The organism is Ruegeria sp. CDSA033 (assembly GCF_059612305.1).
In genome coordinates this window covers 1-13,930 of record NZ_JBXWQI010000002.1, presented here as the reverse complement: position 1 = coordinate 13,930, position 13,930 = coordinate 1, and the positions used below count along the sequence as shown (strand labels likewise).

Here is a 13,930-nt window from a genome sequence, read left to right as displayed (position 1 = left end):
AGCCTGCGTATTAGGCCCGGCACGGCCTAGGGGCAAGGGGGAATCAGTGCCCGGACAGGCGCAAACCCGTCGGAGTAAACGTCACATCCAATCCGCTGCGCAGCTCATCACGGAACAGATCGCCAATTGCACGCAGAGCATCGCGTTGCCCGCGGGCCGCAAACCGTTCGGGTGAATTGATCCGAACACTGTTGTTGAACCCATTTGCTGCATGGGCCCAGATCAACGGGTGCAATTCGGTCAGGTGGTCGCGGATCAGCCAGTTTGCAGCCTGGTGTATCTGACTGCGCACCAGATCAGCCTTGTCGCACTGGCCAGCGCCGTTCTGGATAGTGATGGCACAGTATGCCGACAGCATGTTGACGGTTTGCTGGTCAGGACGTCGACGCAGAATATCGTGCATGCCTTCCAGGAAGAATTCGACATCCAGACGCGCGCAGGCCTCTTCGTCCAGAGCAATTGCATCGAACTGAACCCAAGTATAGCCTCCGGCCCCCCAGATGCCCCGGGTCTGTGCCGCCATACGCAGCGCCTGGACCTCAAGCTCGCCATAGCTTCCGAACCAGCGCGGCAGCAGGTGGGTCCCCATCGCGCGCATGTGCCGATGGTTAACCGGGTCGAGTTTAATCAACCGCTCGTATTCATCCGCCACCCGTGTGTTGGCCCTACGCTGACCTGCCAAAATTGCGCAGCCAGCCGAGGCGACAATGGGGCTGTCCGGGGCGGCCTCGCGACAATTGGGAAGGATTGCAGCTGCGCGATCGAAATGGGCGGCACAGCGGGATTGGTGCAGCGAGGGCAGGGTTGCCTCGTTCGTTGTACCGCGCCATGCCCATGCCATATCAATGTGGGCCAAAGCGACAACCAAGGCGATCATCGGGTCGCCCGAGTGCGCGCGCATCTCGTCTTCCAATTCGGAAATGCCGTTCATGACATCAAATTCTGATAGCGCTTTGGCGTCAGACAGCGCGTGCTCTGCGGCCAGAACCACATCGGCTCGCGCCCCAAACGCCAGCAATTCGGCGACGGGCATTCCGTCAGGTGCAGTTTCCCGTGCGTCGTCTGCCTTGTGCATCAGGTCGGACAAATCTGCCCAGCGATCCTGCCTGGCGAGGAAACGGCCTTTTTCTATCGAGCTGCGCCCAATCTCATCCTGGGCCTGAACATCAGCCAATGGGATGTTCAGTTGCCCTTGGTCCGGTAACACGGGCGAAACAGCCGGGTCAGCGAAATACGCGCCGGATGCAGCGGGATGAGCAATAGAAGATCGGGAACGGGACGAACGGTCCCTAAAAAACCAGAACATGGCGGCACTCGAAACAAACAAACCAGAAACTTGAGGGTAAGAGCTTTGCCGCAATCGGTGTCAAATTCAAGGTCTTTGAAGGGGAACGGTTAACTTTTGTCTCTAATTTTTCAAAAATGAACCTATTGTTTCAAAACGTGACGAAGTGATGACGTTCAATTCGAAAACCAGCCTGTTGCAGGACCTGTTCGAACTCCCTGTGGTGCGGAGACGACTCATCAGGCAGCCGAATCCGCTTGCCGGATGTCAGAACCAATGAAACGCGCACCGAGAAATCCCAACGCGTGTCGAAGCGGATATAATCAATGTTCGAACGATCAATTTCGGCCTCACGGGTGCCGGTAAACCAGCGCAGTTTGTTCTGATCAAGAACCAGCCCTGCGCTGGTGTTCTGTGTGATATCCCAAATGGCCGGTAACGTAGGCAGCGCCAACAGCACCACCAGCCACCATGCCGCGTCGAACAGGATCACAAGTGCCAACAAGGCCGCATAGACGCAGATCAGAACACCAACAGTGCGCGGTGCCCGGTTCTGACGTGTAAACTTGAATTCCGTCATGCGTTGAGAATGCGAGAGACCATTTCGGTCGTGTCGCGCGACAGGTCAGGCGTTTCCGCAATGCGGGTCAGCTGTGCGCGGATCAGGTCCTGACGGTCCGCGTCATAGCGTTTCCAGGTCTGGAAGGCCGAACACATCCGCGCGGTGGTCTGCGGGTTGACCGGGTCCAGTTTGATCAGCCAGTCGGCCAGCAAAGCATAACCAGCACCATCTGCGCGGTGGAAACCGGCGTGGTTCATCGCCAGCGCACCCATCACGGCCCGGAACCGGTTGGGATTCTTCCAGTTGAAGTCCGAATGCTCGGTCAGGGTGCGTGCGATGTCTGCCGTGGTCGCTGGCGAGGCCATCCCGACCTGAAGGGCAAACCATTTGTCCATCACCAGACGGTCGTGCTGCCATTGCTCGTAGAACGCAGAAAGCTCGGCCTCACCCTTGTTTGCGCGCAGCAGGCAGGACAGGGCGCTCAGTTGCTGTGTCATGTTGCCAGCCGCCGCGTATTGGTCGGCTGCCATTGCCGCACCATCAAGCCGTGACGTCAGGGCCAGTGCGGCATTGCCAAGCGAACGTTTGCCGGCTTGGTCTGCATCGGGACTGAATGGTGCCTCGATCAAGGTTTCGCTGTGCAAACGCGGTAGCAGATCCTGAACGTGCTGCGCGGTTGCCTGCCGCAGCGTCTCGACCGCTGTCCAGATCGCCATAGGGACAGGTGTTTCGCCCCGGTCGGACAACGCCGCCGCTAACTCGGATTGCGAAGGCAGACCCAGCATCAGGGCGCGATAAGCCGGGTCCAGATCGCCGTCGCGGAGAACGGCCAACACCCCGTCCAAGTAATCCGCACCCGGCGTTGCGTCTTCCAGGATCATGCGCAACAGCGTGTCCTGCGCCAAAGACCGTCCCGCCTGCCACCGATTGAAAGGATCAGTGTCGTGGGCCAGAAGGAAGGCGCGTTCGGCGTCAGTGTGATCGTGCTCAAGGATCACAGGGGCCGAGAAATCTCGCAGGATCGAGGCCACAGGTTTTGCCGCCAGCCCGGTAAACTGGAAGCTTTGTTCCGCCTCGGTCAGTTCCAGAATCTCGGTTGCGCGCACCTCGTCCCCGTTTTGGCCAAGCAGACCTACAGCGACGGGGATCACTTGCGGCAGCTTTTCAGATTGCCCAGGTGTTTCTTCGGTGTGCTGCGCCAATGTCAGCGTATATGTGCCGTCATTCCAATCTTCGCTCACTGTCACACGCGGCGTGCCAGATTGGCTGTACCAGCGCTTGAACTGGCTCAGATCGCGGTCGGTGGTGTCCTCAAACACCTTGATCCAGTCTTCAATGGTGCAGGCTTGTCCGTCATGGCGGAGGAAATACAGATCCAAGGCCTTGGAGTAGGCCTCATCACCAACCAGACGTTTCAGCATACCGATGATCTCGGCACCTTTTTCGTAGACGGTCGCGGTGTAGAAGTTGTTGATTTCCTGAAAACTCTCGGGCCGGACGGGATGCGACAAGGGCCCGTTATCTTCGGGGAATTGCCGCGCGCGCAGGTCGATGGCGTCCTCAATCCGCTTTACCGGGGCCGAGCGAATGTCCGAGGTGAACTGCGCATCCCGGAAAACGGTCAGCCCTTCTTTCAGGCACAGTTGGAACCAGTCGCGGCAGGTGATCCGGTTGCCGGTCCAGTTGTGGAAATACTCATGCGCGATGATCGCTTCGATCCGTTCAAAATTGGCGTCGGTCGAGGTTTCAGGGCTGGCCAGAACAGCAGATGAGTTGAAGATGTTCAGCCCCTTGTTCTCCATCGCACCCATGTTGAAATCGTCTACGGCCACGATGTTGAACACGTCTAGGTCGTATTCCCGACCATAGACGTCTTCGTCCCACTTCATGGATTTCTTCAGGGCTTCCATACCAAAAGCACATTTGCCTTCGTCGCCGGGACGGACCCAGAGGTTTAGTTCGACTTCTTTACCGGAAGAGGTGGTGAAGTTGTCTGACTTCGCAACCAGATTTCCAGCAACCAATGCAAAGAGGTACGCTGGTTTTGGCCAAGGATCGTGCCATTCGGCGCTGTTCCAATCAGAACTGACCGGGTTGCCATTGGACAGCATTACCGTGGGCGTGTCCGAAACAATCCGAACCGTGAACACGCTCATCACATCGGGGCGGTCGGGGTAGTAAGTGATTTTGCGGAAACCCTCGGCTTCGCACTGGGTGCAATACATGCCGTTTGACATATACAGGCCTTCGAGCGCCGTGTTATTGCCGGGATCGATCTCAACCTCGGCTTCCCAGATAAACGGCGCGTCGGGGGTCGCAACGGTCAGGCCCTTGTCGGTAATCTCGGGGGTGATTTCCGCACCGTCGATGGATGCGCGGATCAGCTTGAGGTCCTCACCGTGCAGGAAGAACGTCTTGTCGCTGGCCTCCGGGTTCGGGCGAAATGCAATTCGAGAGGTGACGCGGGTTGCGTGGGCGGCGAGGTCGAACGTCAGGTGCACGCTGTCCACCAGATAACCAAAGGGTGTGTAGTCTTTCAGATAGATCGTCGTTGGGGCAGCGTCGCGCATCAGGGGCCTCGCGTGATTTTGTGTTTGCGCGAACGTATGGGCTGTGGCGGTTGGCTGCAAGCGGTGCGATCCGCGCGCCGGAATGTCCCGATAATTGATTTTGGTAAGTCTTTTTGACCGCGACGCTGCGGCGCACGTTGCCTATCGGAAACTTTCGTCCTAAATGCTGACGGCATACAGTCGTGCACATTCCCGGGAGAAACAAAATGAGCAGCAGACAGGCGCGCAGCGGATTGCAGGTGGATACGGTTCTGGCCGAGTTCATCGAAGGCCAAGCCCTGCCGGGAACCGGTGTCACAGCAGATGCCTTCTGGGATGGTCTGGCGCGCATGGTCGCCGAGCTTGGCCCCAAGAACCGCGCCTTTCTGGCCAAGCGGCAGGACATTCAGGGCAAGGTCGATGCATGGCATCTTGAGCGTCAAGGGCAGGACCACGACGCCGAGGCCTATCAGGCTTTCCTGCACGAGATCGGCTATCTGGTCGAGGAAGGTGCGGATTTCCAGATTGAAACCGCCAATGTCGACCCCGAGATCGCCTCGATCCCCGGACCGCAGCTTGTTGTTCCGATTACCAATGCGCGTTTTGCGCTGAACGCAGCCAATGCACGTTGGGGCAGCCTTTACGATGCGCTTTACGGAACGGACGCGATGGGTGATCTGCCCGCGGCTGGCGGCTACGACGCAACGCGGGGCGCGCGGGTGATTGCATGGGCCAAAGGGTTCTTGGATGACGCTGTGCCGCTGGCTTTCGGGTCATGGGCTGATGTCTCAGATCTGAGCGTACAGGACGGCGCGCTGATGCCAACTCTGGCCAATCCTAAACAATTTGTAGGTTACGACGGAGATCCGGGCAAACCGGACGCGGTACTGCTCTGCAACAACGGGCTGCACATTCAGATCAGGATCGACGGACACAGCGCTATAGGGGCCACTGATCCGGCGCGTATTGCCGATATGCGTCTGGAATCGGCCTTGTCGACCATCATGGATTGCGAGGATTCGGTCGCTTGCGTCGATGCCGCTGACAAGGTGGTGGTATATGGCAACTGGCTTGGGTTGATGAAGGGTGACCTGACCGAAGAGGTGAACAAGGGCAACACGACTTTCACCCGCAAACTTGCCAAGGACCTGAGCTTTACAACGGCATCCGGTGAGACAGGCAGCTTGAAGGGTCGTTCGCTGATGCTGATCCGCAACGTCGGGCATTTGATGACAAACCCTGCTGTGTTGGATGAACAGGGCAATGAGATCGGCGAAGGGTTGATGGATGCACTCTGCACGACGCTGATTGCCATGCACGATCTTAAGCGAGACGGCGGAAATTCGGTCCAAGGCTCGGTCTATGTGGTGAAACCCAAAATGCACGGCCCGAAAGAAGTCGCGTTCTCTGTCGAGATTTTTGACATGGTCGAAGACATCCTTGGCCTGCCGCGCAATACCGTGAAGCTGGGCATCATGGATGAAGAACGCCGCACGTCGGTCAACCTCAAGGAATGCATCCGCGCTGCGAAATCGCGGGTGGCCTTCATCAACACCGGTTTTCTTGACCGGACCGGGGATGAGATTCACACCTCGATCGAAGCTGGGCCAATGCTGCCTAAGGGCGACATCAAGAACACGCCGTGGATTGCGTCTTACGAAGATCGCAACGTAGATATTGGTTTGGCCTGCGGCCTGAAGGGCAAGGCGCAGATTGGTAAGGGCATGTGGGCTATGCCCGACCGGATGGGTGATATGTTGGAGCAGAAGATCGGCCACCCGAAATCCGGCGCGACATGCGCCTGGGTGCCGTCGCCGACAGCCGCGACATTGCACGCGACGCATTATCACAAGGTCGACGTGCTGGCGCGCCAGGATGAACTGGCTGCCGGTGGGGCGCGGGGGACGCTGGGGGATTTGCTGACCATTCCGTTGCTGGGCGGTCGAAACCTCAGCGAGAACGAGATCACCCGAGAGATCGAGAACAACGCGCAGGGCATTCTTGGATACGTGGTGCGCTGGGTCGATCAGGGTGTTGGCTGTTCGAAGGTGCCGGATATCAACGATGTCGGTCTGATGGAGGATCGCGCGACATGCCGGATTTCGTCTCAGGCGCTGGCCAACTGGTTGCACCATGATGTTGTCTCGGAAGGGCAGGTCATGGCTGCGATGCAAAAAATGGCCGCTGTGGTGGATCGCCAGAACGAAAATGACGCAGACTATCGCCCGTTGGCACCCGGTTACGACGGAATTGCTTTCCAAGCGGCCTGTGATCTGGTCTTCAAGGGGCGTGTGCAACCCTCGGGCTATACCGAGCCGGTCCTGCATGCTCGCCGTCTGGAACTGAAAGCCAGCCTTTAAACCATCAGGAACGATAGGACACGACATGGGAGTTTCCCTCCGCAAAGCCCGCACCATCATCCGAAAGACCCTTGAGAAGGGGCACGAAATGGAGCTGAAACCCCTTTCCGTCGTCGTTCTTGATGCAGGCGGCTACGTGATCGCATTTGAACGCGAAGACGGCGCGTCCCCCGGTCGGTTCGCGATTGCGCATGGCAAGGCATATGGCTCGGTGATGCTTGGCCTGGCTGGCACAGCGCAGATGCAGCGGGCCGAGGCGCAGGCCTATTTCATGGCAGCTGTGAATGGCGTCTATGGCGGGCAGGTCGTGCCAGTTCCGGGTGGTGTGTTGCTGCGCGACAAAAAGGGCGCGGTGATCGGTGCGGTCGGCGTGACCGGCGATACGTCCGACAATGATGCCGCAGCGGCATTGGCCGGGATCGAAACTGCCGGCCTGATTGGCGAGATCTGAACCTGATGACTGGCGGAGAGCCTTTTGGGCTCTCCGACCCTATGCGGCGTTCGTGCAAGGCCGCAAAAACGGGCAATGGCCAAAGTGCCAGACAAAGCGCGATCATTTTTCAACATGTGCACAGTTGAACAAGAGCTTGCGCTGACACGCAGGGCCTGTGCTATTGCGCGCTGTTCTTGCTGTCGATAGTTTTTGGAAAGCAAACAGAAAACGCAGGAACGCAGCATGTCTCGACCCGTCGTCGGTATCATCGGCAACTCGTATTTGATGAATGATCAATATCCGACCCATGCCGGTGGGACGATGAACTCGGACGCGGTTGCCAATGTTTCGGACTGTCTGCCGCTGCTGATCCCAGCCGATCCGCGCTATGTCTCGGTCGATGAGCTGCTTGAGGTCTGCGACGGTTTTCTGCTGACCGGCGGGCGTCCGAATGTACATCCCGAGGAATACGGCGAGTCCGCGACCGAGGCCCATGGCGAATTTGACAGGGCGCGCGATGCGATCACATTGCCGCTGGTGCGCGCCTGTGTGGAACGCGGGCAGCCCTTCTTTGGCATCTGCCGAGGGTTCCAAGAAGTCAACGTGGCGATGGGCGGGACACTATACCCGGAAATCCGCGAGCTGCCGGGTCGGATGAACCACCGCATGCCGCCCGATGGGACTCTGGAAGAGAAATTTGCCTTGCGACATGTCGTTGCGCTGAACGAAGGCGGTGTATTCCACCGCTTGATGGGCGCGACCGAAGTGATGACGAACACGTTGCACGGACAGGGGATCAAATCGGTTGGGCGTCGGGTTGTGATTGATGGTCAAGCCCCCGATGGAACGCCCGAGGCGATATACATTCAGGACGCGCCCGGATTTACGTTGTCAGTGCAATGGCACCCGGAATGGGACGCCGAAAATGATCCCGTGTCACGCCCTTTGTTCAAGGCATTCGGTGCTGCTGTACATGCATGGGCAACCGGGTCGGATAGGGCGTTGGTACAACAATCCGCGTAAGTCCTGCGCCGATCCGAGAGAGAGGGTCCGGACCGGTGCAGCGCGATCAAACCAGCAGATTGAACTGATTGATCAAAGGCAGGGTGCGCGCACGTTCACCCGTCAGGTCAAAAAGGGCATTGCCAAGGGCCGGCATGGACGGGGGTGTCCCCGGTTCGCCAACGCCACCCATGTGGTGGTTGGTTTCCAGAATTTTCACTTCGGTCACCGGAGCATTGTGCATCCGCAGAGCGTCGTAGTCGGGGAAGTTGTATTGTTCGACCTCACCGTCCGAGAATGTGATCTCACCCATCACGGCCGCCGACAGGCCATAGATCATGCCGCCGAACATCTGCGCCTCTACTGTGCCGGGGTCCAGTGCCAGACCCACGTCACAGGCGATCCATGCCTTGGAGATACGGATAGTGCCGTCCTCGTCGACGACCTCGATCACCTGAGCGACCGGCGTGCCAAAGCTATAGGTCATCGCCACACCGCGCCCGACACCGTCAGGGGTTTCTCCGGTCCAGCCGGACATCTCTTTCACGGCCTGTAGGCAGCCTGCCGATGGCGCGTGCTCGTCCCTAGCCAATTCCAATCGGAACTCCAGCGGGTCACGACCTGCGGCATGGGCCATCTCGTCCATGAATGTCTCATGGAAGAATCCATTGTGGCTGTTCCCGACTGAACGCCAAAAGCCAACCGGAATACCCAGATCTGCAATGTGCCCGCTCATGCGGTAGTTTGGCACCGCGTAGGGCTGGTTAAAAAACCCTTCGACCAGCACTTTGTCAGGTCCGCCAGCCGGCAAGCCGGTATAGCGCTGAACCGCTTGTTGCGTGCAGGATTGCGCTGAGACTTTGCCGTCAATCAGAACGGCTTGACCGTCTTTGACAGCACCGCGCATACGGGCCATCGCACCGGGGCGGTAGTAGTCGTGGCGCATGTCCTCTTCACGGCTCCAGGTGGTCTGGATGGGGACGCCGGGCATGGCCATTGCGACCTTTGTGGCGATCTCGCCAAAGTCCAGCTCACCCCGGCGGCCAAACCCTCCGCCCAGATAAGTGGTGTGGATTTGAACGGCCTCTTTGTCCAGGTTGGCCGTGTTGGCCGCGCGTATTTGGACAAGCGTCGGGGCCTGATTGCCGCACCACAGTTCCAGCGCCGAGCCTGTGAACAGCGCGGTGGCGTTCATCGGCTCCATTGTAGAATGGGCCAGATAGGGCACCGTATATTCGGCCGTGATTTCGGTGGCGCCGTCGGGCAGAGTGTCAACATCCCCGTCATCGCGCATGGTCGAATTGGGGGACGCGTCGAATGCATTGGCAATTTCGGTGAAAATGGCGTCGGTTTCCGGCGGGTAGGGGGCGTCGCCCCAATCTACGTCAATCGCCTCGACGGCCTGAATGGCCAGCCATGTGTTGGTGGCAATCACAGCCACGCCGTTGTCCAGATCAACCACCTTTTCCACGCCGAGCATTTGCTCAGCTGCGCTGGCGTCAAAGCCTTTCATCTCGCCGCCCAGCTTGGGATTGATCCGGACCGAGGCGAATTTCAGACCCTCGGGGCGCACATCTATCCCAAACTCAGCCGTTCCAGTGGATTTGCCGACCACATCCACACGCGGCAGGTTCTGCCCCAGCAAGCGCCAGTTGGACGGGTCGCGCAGTTCGACTTCCGGCGGTTCAATCTGGCCGGCAGCCTCGGCAAGCTCAGGATAAGGAATGCGCGTCCCATCCGGCGCGATTACAGCACCATTCTCGGTCTTCAGTTGCGCACGATCCACGCCCAGACGGTCAGCGGCGGCCTGTTTCAGCGTTTCGCGCGCGGTCGCACCCGCTTCGCGCATACGCTCGAAGCCATCTTTCATCGAGGTCGAACCACCGGTCACCTGCAAGCTCAGCGTCCTGCCAAGAACGCCCAGAGCCTCCCCCAGATTGTGCTGGAAGTCCGAGATGTCATAACCCTTGTTCGGCAATCCCTCACCAACCAGGGCCGAGTTGTAATAGGCCGCTGCCGCGGGGCCGTGCAGAACGCGGATCTGGTCCAGTTCAACATCCAGTTCTTCGGCGATCAAGGCTGCCCAAGTGGTCCTGACGCCTTGCCCCATCTCGGCGCGAGGGGCGAACAGGGTGACGCCTTGCTGATCAATCAGAACAAAGGGGCTGAGCGCGGTTTCGCCCTTAGCCGGTCTCAGCGGATTGGCGGCTGGGCGGCCGACGTAATAGGCCCCGAATGCCACGCCGCCGACAATCGCGGCCGAACCGATCAGGAACGTACGACGGAGGATTTTTCCAACGGATGCCATCGTTTATGCCTCTTTCAGCTTGGATGCCGCGTCGTGGATTGCAGCGCGGATGCGGGGGTAGGTGCCACAGCGGCATAAATTGCCCTGCATGGCATCGTCGATATCGGTATCCGAAGGCGCAGGGTTCTCGGCCAGCAGCGCTGCGGCCTGCATGATCTGGCCCGACTGACAGTAGCCGCATTGCGCCACCTGATGATCGACCCAGGCCTGCTGAATCGCGGCCATCGCGTCCGGGGTGCCAATGCCTTCAATCGTGGTCACATCGCCCCAGACATCGGACAGGGCCACTTGGCACGAACGCACAGCCTCGCCGTCAATGTGCACGGTGCACGCCCCGCAAGCGGCCACGCCGCAGCCGAATTTGGTGCCAGTCAAACCGACCTCATCCCGTAGAACCCAAAGCAGGGGGACGTCATCGGGCAAGTCAACCTGATGTTGCGTTCCGTTGATCTTAAGGGCGGTCGCCATGGCGCACCTCTCGTAGCTGTGGCTGGTTTCTGACATAATTGGTGAAAAGTGTCAGTATGTCAATTGACAAAATGAACAAAAAGTGTCACGAGTTCGGGGATGGCAGATGTAACTGAAGATTCACGGCAACAGGCGATCCTGGACTCGGCGTTTCGGGCCTTTGCGACTTATGGATTCCGCAAGACCTCGATGGATGACATAGCGCAGGGCGCAGGGATGTCCCGTCCGGCAGTGTATCTGCATTTCAAAAATAAAGAGGCGATCGTCACTAAACTGACCGAACTCTACTATGCAGCGAAAAGCGTTGCAGTGGCTGCGGCGCTGACCAAACCGGGCTCAGTTTCGGACATTTTCAAGGGCGCGGTTCACGCTCAAACCGAAGGGATTGCCACCATCCTAGCGTCCCCACATGGGCTTGAAATGTTGGATACGACCAAATCCATGTCGTCAGAAATCATATCGCAAGGCGAGGCTAAGCTTGCGCGCCTATATGCCGAGTGGCTGAAGCGCGAAGATCAGGCCGGGCGAGTCAGGTTGCAGGTGGAGGCAGACGAGACGGCCAAAACGATAACGGCCACTCTGAAGGGGCTGAAGGCAAGCGCTATTGGCGCGGAAGAATATGAAACCCGTGTTGCCCAGTTTGCCGCTCTGATAGGAGCTGGGCTAGAAGTCAGGTAACGCGCTGACGCACCTTGAATTCTGGTGCGTCCCACAGGCGGTTCTGCATGATGTCCGCCAAGATTTCGACTGCATTTTCAACATCCTGCTCATCAATGTACAGCGGCGTGAAGCCAAACCGCATGATGTCAGGCGCGCGGAAGTCTCCGATCACACCGTGGGCAATCAGGGCCTGCATAACAGCATAGCCGTCGGCAAATCGGAAAGACACCTGACTACCGCGCTGGGCAGGATCACGCGGGCTTGCCAGTTGCAAATCGGGGCAGGCGGCTTCGACACGTTTGATGAACAACTCGGTCAATTCAATGGATTTGGTCCGTACGTCCTGCATGTCAGCCATATCCCATATGTCCATCGCCGCGGATAGGGCGACCATCTGAAGGATCGGAGGCGTACCGACACGCATTCTTTCGATCCCGTTGCCGGCACGATAGTCCAGATCAAAGGCAAAAGGCGACTCGTGGCCCAACCATCCGGACAAAGCGGGGCGCACCTGTTCCGTCAGGCGCGGGGCGACATAGATGAATGCGGGCGCACCCGGCCCGCCGTTCAGGTATTTATAGGTGCAACCAACCGCGAAATCTGCATTGCATGCCGCCAAATTGACGGGAATCGCGCCAGCTGAATGGGCCAGGTCCCAGACTGTCACTGTACCGTTTGCATGGGCAAGTTCTGTCAAAGCTTTCATGTCGTGGATCCGGCCCGAGCGGTAATCCACCTCGGTCAGCATCAAAACGGCTACATCCTCGGTCACATTGTCAGCTACGTCTTCCGGTGCGACGACGCGCAGTTCATATTCCGGCCCGAGTGAGCGAAGCAGGCCATCCACCATGTAGAGGTCGGAAGGAAAGTTACCGTTGTCCGAAAGCACGACCTTGCGGTCCGGGCACAATTCCAGCGCTGAAGCAACGGCCTGGTAAACCTTGATCGACAGGGTGTCGCCGGTGACGATACTGCCGGGTTCTGCGCCAATTAGCCGTCCGATGCGATCACCCAAACCGGTCGGCATCGCCATCCAGCCTGCCTTGTTCCAGCCGGTGATCAGCATTTGCCCCCATTCCTGAACCATCATGTCACTGACTCGATCTCCAGCGGCGCGGGGCAGCGGTCCAAGCGAGTTTCCGTCCAGATAAACGACGCCTTGGGGAAGGTTGAACATGGCTTTTGTGGCGGCAAAGTCGGTCATCGTTTTCTCATCATTGTGTGGGCAATTGTTGATGCAAAATGGCTATCTGATCCAAAAGCGGCTGTCCATCATCGAAGACCCTCTCTGCAGCCATGTCCGGACCCGCGTCGATTGCGCGGCTGCGACCAACTGTGATTTTGCTATTTCCGGCAAAAAGCGGTAGGTCATCGGGCAAAAGCGACACTTTGTTCCGCCCGGATAAGAAAGACTGCCAGACATGCGAAAAATCGACGTCCCTCCGGTGTGGTTGCTGGGCTTTGCGGTGCTGGCATGGCTGCAGGCGCGGCATTTCCCAATGGGTTTGTCGCTCGACAATGGGTTTGTTGATTTGCTCAGCGGTGTTCTGATCGGGGGCGGAGTTATCCTGATCGTCCTGGCTGCGGCCGAGTTTCGCCGTCATCGCACCACGATTATCCCGCATGAAACGCCTACATCGCTGGTGCAATCGGGGATCTTCAAGCGTAGCCGAAACCCCATATACGTTGGCGATGTGCTGATCTTAGCCGGCCTGATCCTGCGGTTTGATGCCATAGCGTCATTGGTTCTGATTCCAATATTTGTATGGCTTCTGGAACGTCGTTTCATCGTGCCAGAAGAGGACAGAATGCGCAGAACTTTTCGAGCCGACTTTGCCCGATATGAACGCCAAACCCGCCGATGGATATGAGGTGATGTGGTAATGACACAACGTAATAATGCTGCGCTTGCGAAATAATGTTGCGCAGGATACACCTTTGCTTAACAAACAATACCGACCACCCGCTCGGTCAGAGTGAAAATTAGGGGGACTGCCAGTGAAGATAGGCACACCGAGAGAGACTTATGACGGTGAGAACCGTGTTGCGATGACGCCAGAGTCAGCGTTGCAGCTTCAGAAGTTGGGCTATGAATGTCTGATTGAGAAGGGTGCTGGTGCTGCGGCTGGATTTTCGGATGCGTCGTATGAGGCAGCGGGGGTTGAGGTCGTCAAGACGGCTGCGTCGCTGTGGAAGCAGGCCGACATTGTTGCCAAGGTGCGTCAACCGAACGAGGCTGAGCTGAAGCGTCTGACCAAGGGTAAGACGTTGATTTCCTTCTTCAACCCTGCGGGCAACGAAGA

The 13,930-nt window shown here is 58.2% G+C and carries 11 protein-coding genes and 1 pseudogene; 6 read left to right on the top strand and 6 right to left on the bottom strand.

Annotated elements, in window-relative coordinates:
- Positions 1-43 precede the first annotated feature (43 nt).
- The 3 genes from AC2FLA_RS03325 to pepN all read right to left on the bottom strand — a co-directional run bounded on the left by AC2FLA_RS03325 (position 44) and on the right by pepN (position 4,417).
- Entirely contained in the window at positions 44-1,207 is a 1,164-nt protein-coding gene (locus tag AC2FLA_RS03325; RefSeq protein WP_496720496.1) for a hypothetical protein, read from the bottom strand.
- A gap of 229 nt (positions 1,208-1,436) precedes the next feature.
- A complete protein-coding gene (locus AC2FLA_RS03320) occupies positions 1,437-1,865 on the bottom strand; it encodes a hypothetical protein (protein WP_496720495.1) in 429 nt (142 codons plus the stop codon).
- Positions 1,862-4,417: an aminopeptidase N gene (gene pepN / locus AC2FLA_RS03315; RefSeq protein WP_496720493.1), complete on the bottom strand. Its 2,556-nt coding sequence runs from the start codon at positions 4,415-4,417 to the stop codon at positions 1,862-1,864. Before pepN ends, AC2FLA_RS03320 begins: the two co-directional genes overlap by 4 nt.
- A 206-nt stretch (positions 4,418-4,623) precedes the next feature.
- Between pepN and AC2FLA_RS03310 the strand changes: the two genes are divergently transcribed.
- The 3 genes from AC2FLA_RS03310 to AC2FLA_RS03300 all read left to right on the top strand — a co-directional run bounded on the left by AC2FLA_RS03310 (position 4,624) and on the right by AC2FLA_RS03300 (position 8,212).
- On the top strand, positions 4,624-6,756 hold the full coding sequence (locus tag AC2FLA_RS03310) for a malate synthase G (RefSeq protein WP_496720491.1): 2,133 nt from the start codon (positions 4,624-4,626) through the stop codon (positions 6,754-6,756).
- A 25-nt stretch (positions 6,757-6,781) separates the two neighbouring features.
- Positions 6,782-7,207, top strand: a complete 426-nt coding sequence (locus AC2FLA_RS03305) for a GlcG/HbpS family heme-binding protein (protein ID WP_109313084.1) — start codon at positions 6,782-6,784, stop codon at positions 7,205-7,207.
- A 225-nt stretch (positions 7,208-7,432) separates the two neighbouring features.
- On the top strand, positions 7,433-8,212 hold the full coding sequence (locus AC2FLA_RS03300) for a gamma-glutamyl-gamma-aminobutyrate hydrolase family protein (protein WP_496720489.1): 780 nt from the start codon (positions 7,433-7,435) through the stop codon (positions 8,210-8,212).
- Positions 8,213-8,258: 46 nt separating this feature from the next.
- Here the strand turns inward: AC2FLA_RS03300 and AC2FLA_RS03295 are convergent, their stop codons facing one another.
- Together AC2FLA_RS03295 and AC2FLA_RS03290 are read right to left on the bottom strand one after the other, a co-directional pair.
- On the bottom strand, positions 8,259-10,499 hold the full coding sequence (locus AC2FLA_RS03295; protein WP_496720487.1) for a xanthine dehydrogenase family protein molybdopterin-binding subunit: 2,241 nt from the start codon (positions 10,497-10,499) through the stop codon (positions 8,259-8,261).
- A gap of 3 nt (positions 10,500-10,502) precedes the next feature.
- Complete coding sequence (locus AC2FLA_RS03290) at positions 10,503-10,967, bottom strand: (2Fe-2S)-binding protein (protein WP_282168808.1); 465 nt, start codon at positions 10,965-10,967, stop codon at positions 10,503-10,505.
- Positions 10,968-11,066: 99 nt separating this feature from the next.
- Between AC2FLA_RS03290 and AC2FLA_RS03285 the strand changes: the two genes are divergently transcribed.
- Positions 11,067-11,645 (top strand): TetR/AcrR family transcriptional regulator, encoded by a 579-nt coding sequence (locus tag AC2FLA_RS03285; protein WP_496720485.1) that lies wholly within the window; start codon positions 11,067-11,069, stop codon positions 11,643-11,645.
- Here AC2FLA_RS03285 and kynU read toward each other — a convergent pair.
- Complete coding sequence (gene kynU / locus AC2FLA_RS03280; protein WP_496720483.1) at positions 11,638-12,831, bottom strand: kynureninase; 1,194 nt, start codon at positions 12,829-12,831, stop codon at positions 11,638-11,640. The two genes, AC2FLA_RS03285 and kynU, sit on opposite strands and share 8 nt — an antisense overlap.
- A 217-nt stretch (positions 12,832-13,048) precedes the next feature.
- Here kynU and AC2FLA_RS03275 point away from each other — a divergent pair, with 217 nt between their 5' ends.
- Positions 13,049-13,498, top strand: coding sequence for a methyltransferase family protein (locus AC2FLA_RS03275; RefSeq protein ID WP_496720481.1), 450 nt, complete (start codon positions 13,049-13,051; stop codon positions 13,496-13,498).
- A gap of 127 nt (positions 13,499-13,625) precedes the next feature.
- A pseudogene (locus AC2FLA_RS03270) lies at positions 13,626-13,930 on the top strand (Re/Si-specific NAD(P)(+) transhydrogenase subunit alpha); the annotation flags it as partial.

Bases quoted from the DNA above. Each gene is read 5' to 3' on its own strand.
- AC2FLA_RS03290 (WP_282168808.1), bottom strand. From the start codon at position 10,967: ATGGCGACCGCCCTTAAGATCAACGGAACGCAACATCAGGTTGACTTG.
- AC2FLA_RS03300 (WP_496720489.1), top strand. From the start codon at position 7,433: ATGTCTCGACCCGTCGTCGGTATCATCGGCAACTCGTATTTGATGAAT.
- AC2FLA_RS03310 (WP_496720491.1), top strand. From the start codon at position 4,624: ATGAGCAGCAGACAGGCGCGCAGCGGATTGCAGGTGGATACGGTTCTG.
- kynU (WP_496720483.1), bottom strand. From the start codon at position 12,831: ATGACCGACTTTGCCGCCACAAAAGCCATGTTCAACCTTCCCCAAGGC.
- pepN (WP_496720493.1), bottom strand. From the start codon at position 4,417: ATGCGCGACGCTGCCCCAACGACGATCTATCTGAAAGACTACACACCC.
- AC2FLA_RS03305 (WP_109313084.1), top strand. From the start codon at position 6,782: ATGGGAGTTTCCCTCCGCAAAGCCCGCACCATCATCCGAAAGACCCTT.
- AC2FLA_RS03275 (WP_496720481.1), top strand. From the start codon at position 13,049: ATGCGAAAAATCGACGTCCCTCCGGTGTGGTTGCTGGGCTTTGCGGTG.
- AC2FLA_RS03295 (WP_496720487.1), bottom strand. From the start codon at position 10,499: ATGGCATCCGTTGGAAAAATCCTCCGTCGTACGTTCCTGATCGGTTCG.
- AC2FLA_RS03285 (WP_496720485.1), top strand. From the start codon at position 11,067: ATGGCAGATGTAACTGAAGATTCACGGCAACAGGCGATCCTGGACTCG.
- AC2FLA_RS03320 (WP_496720495.1), bottom strand. From the start codon at position 1,865: ATGACGGAATTCAAGTTTACACGTCAGAACCGGGCACCGCGCACTGTT.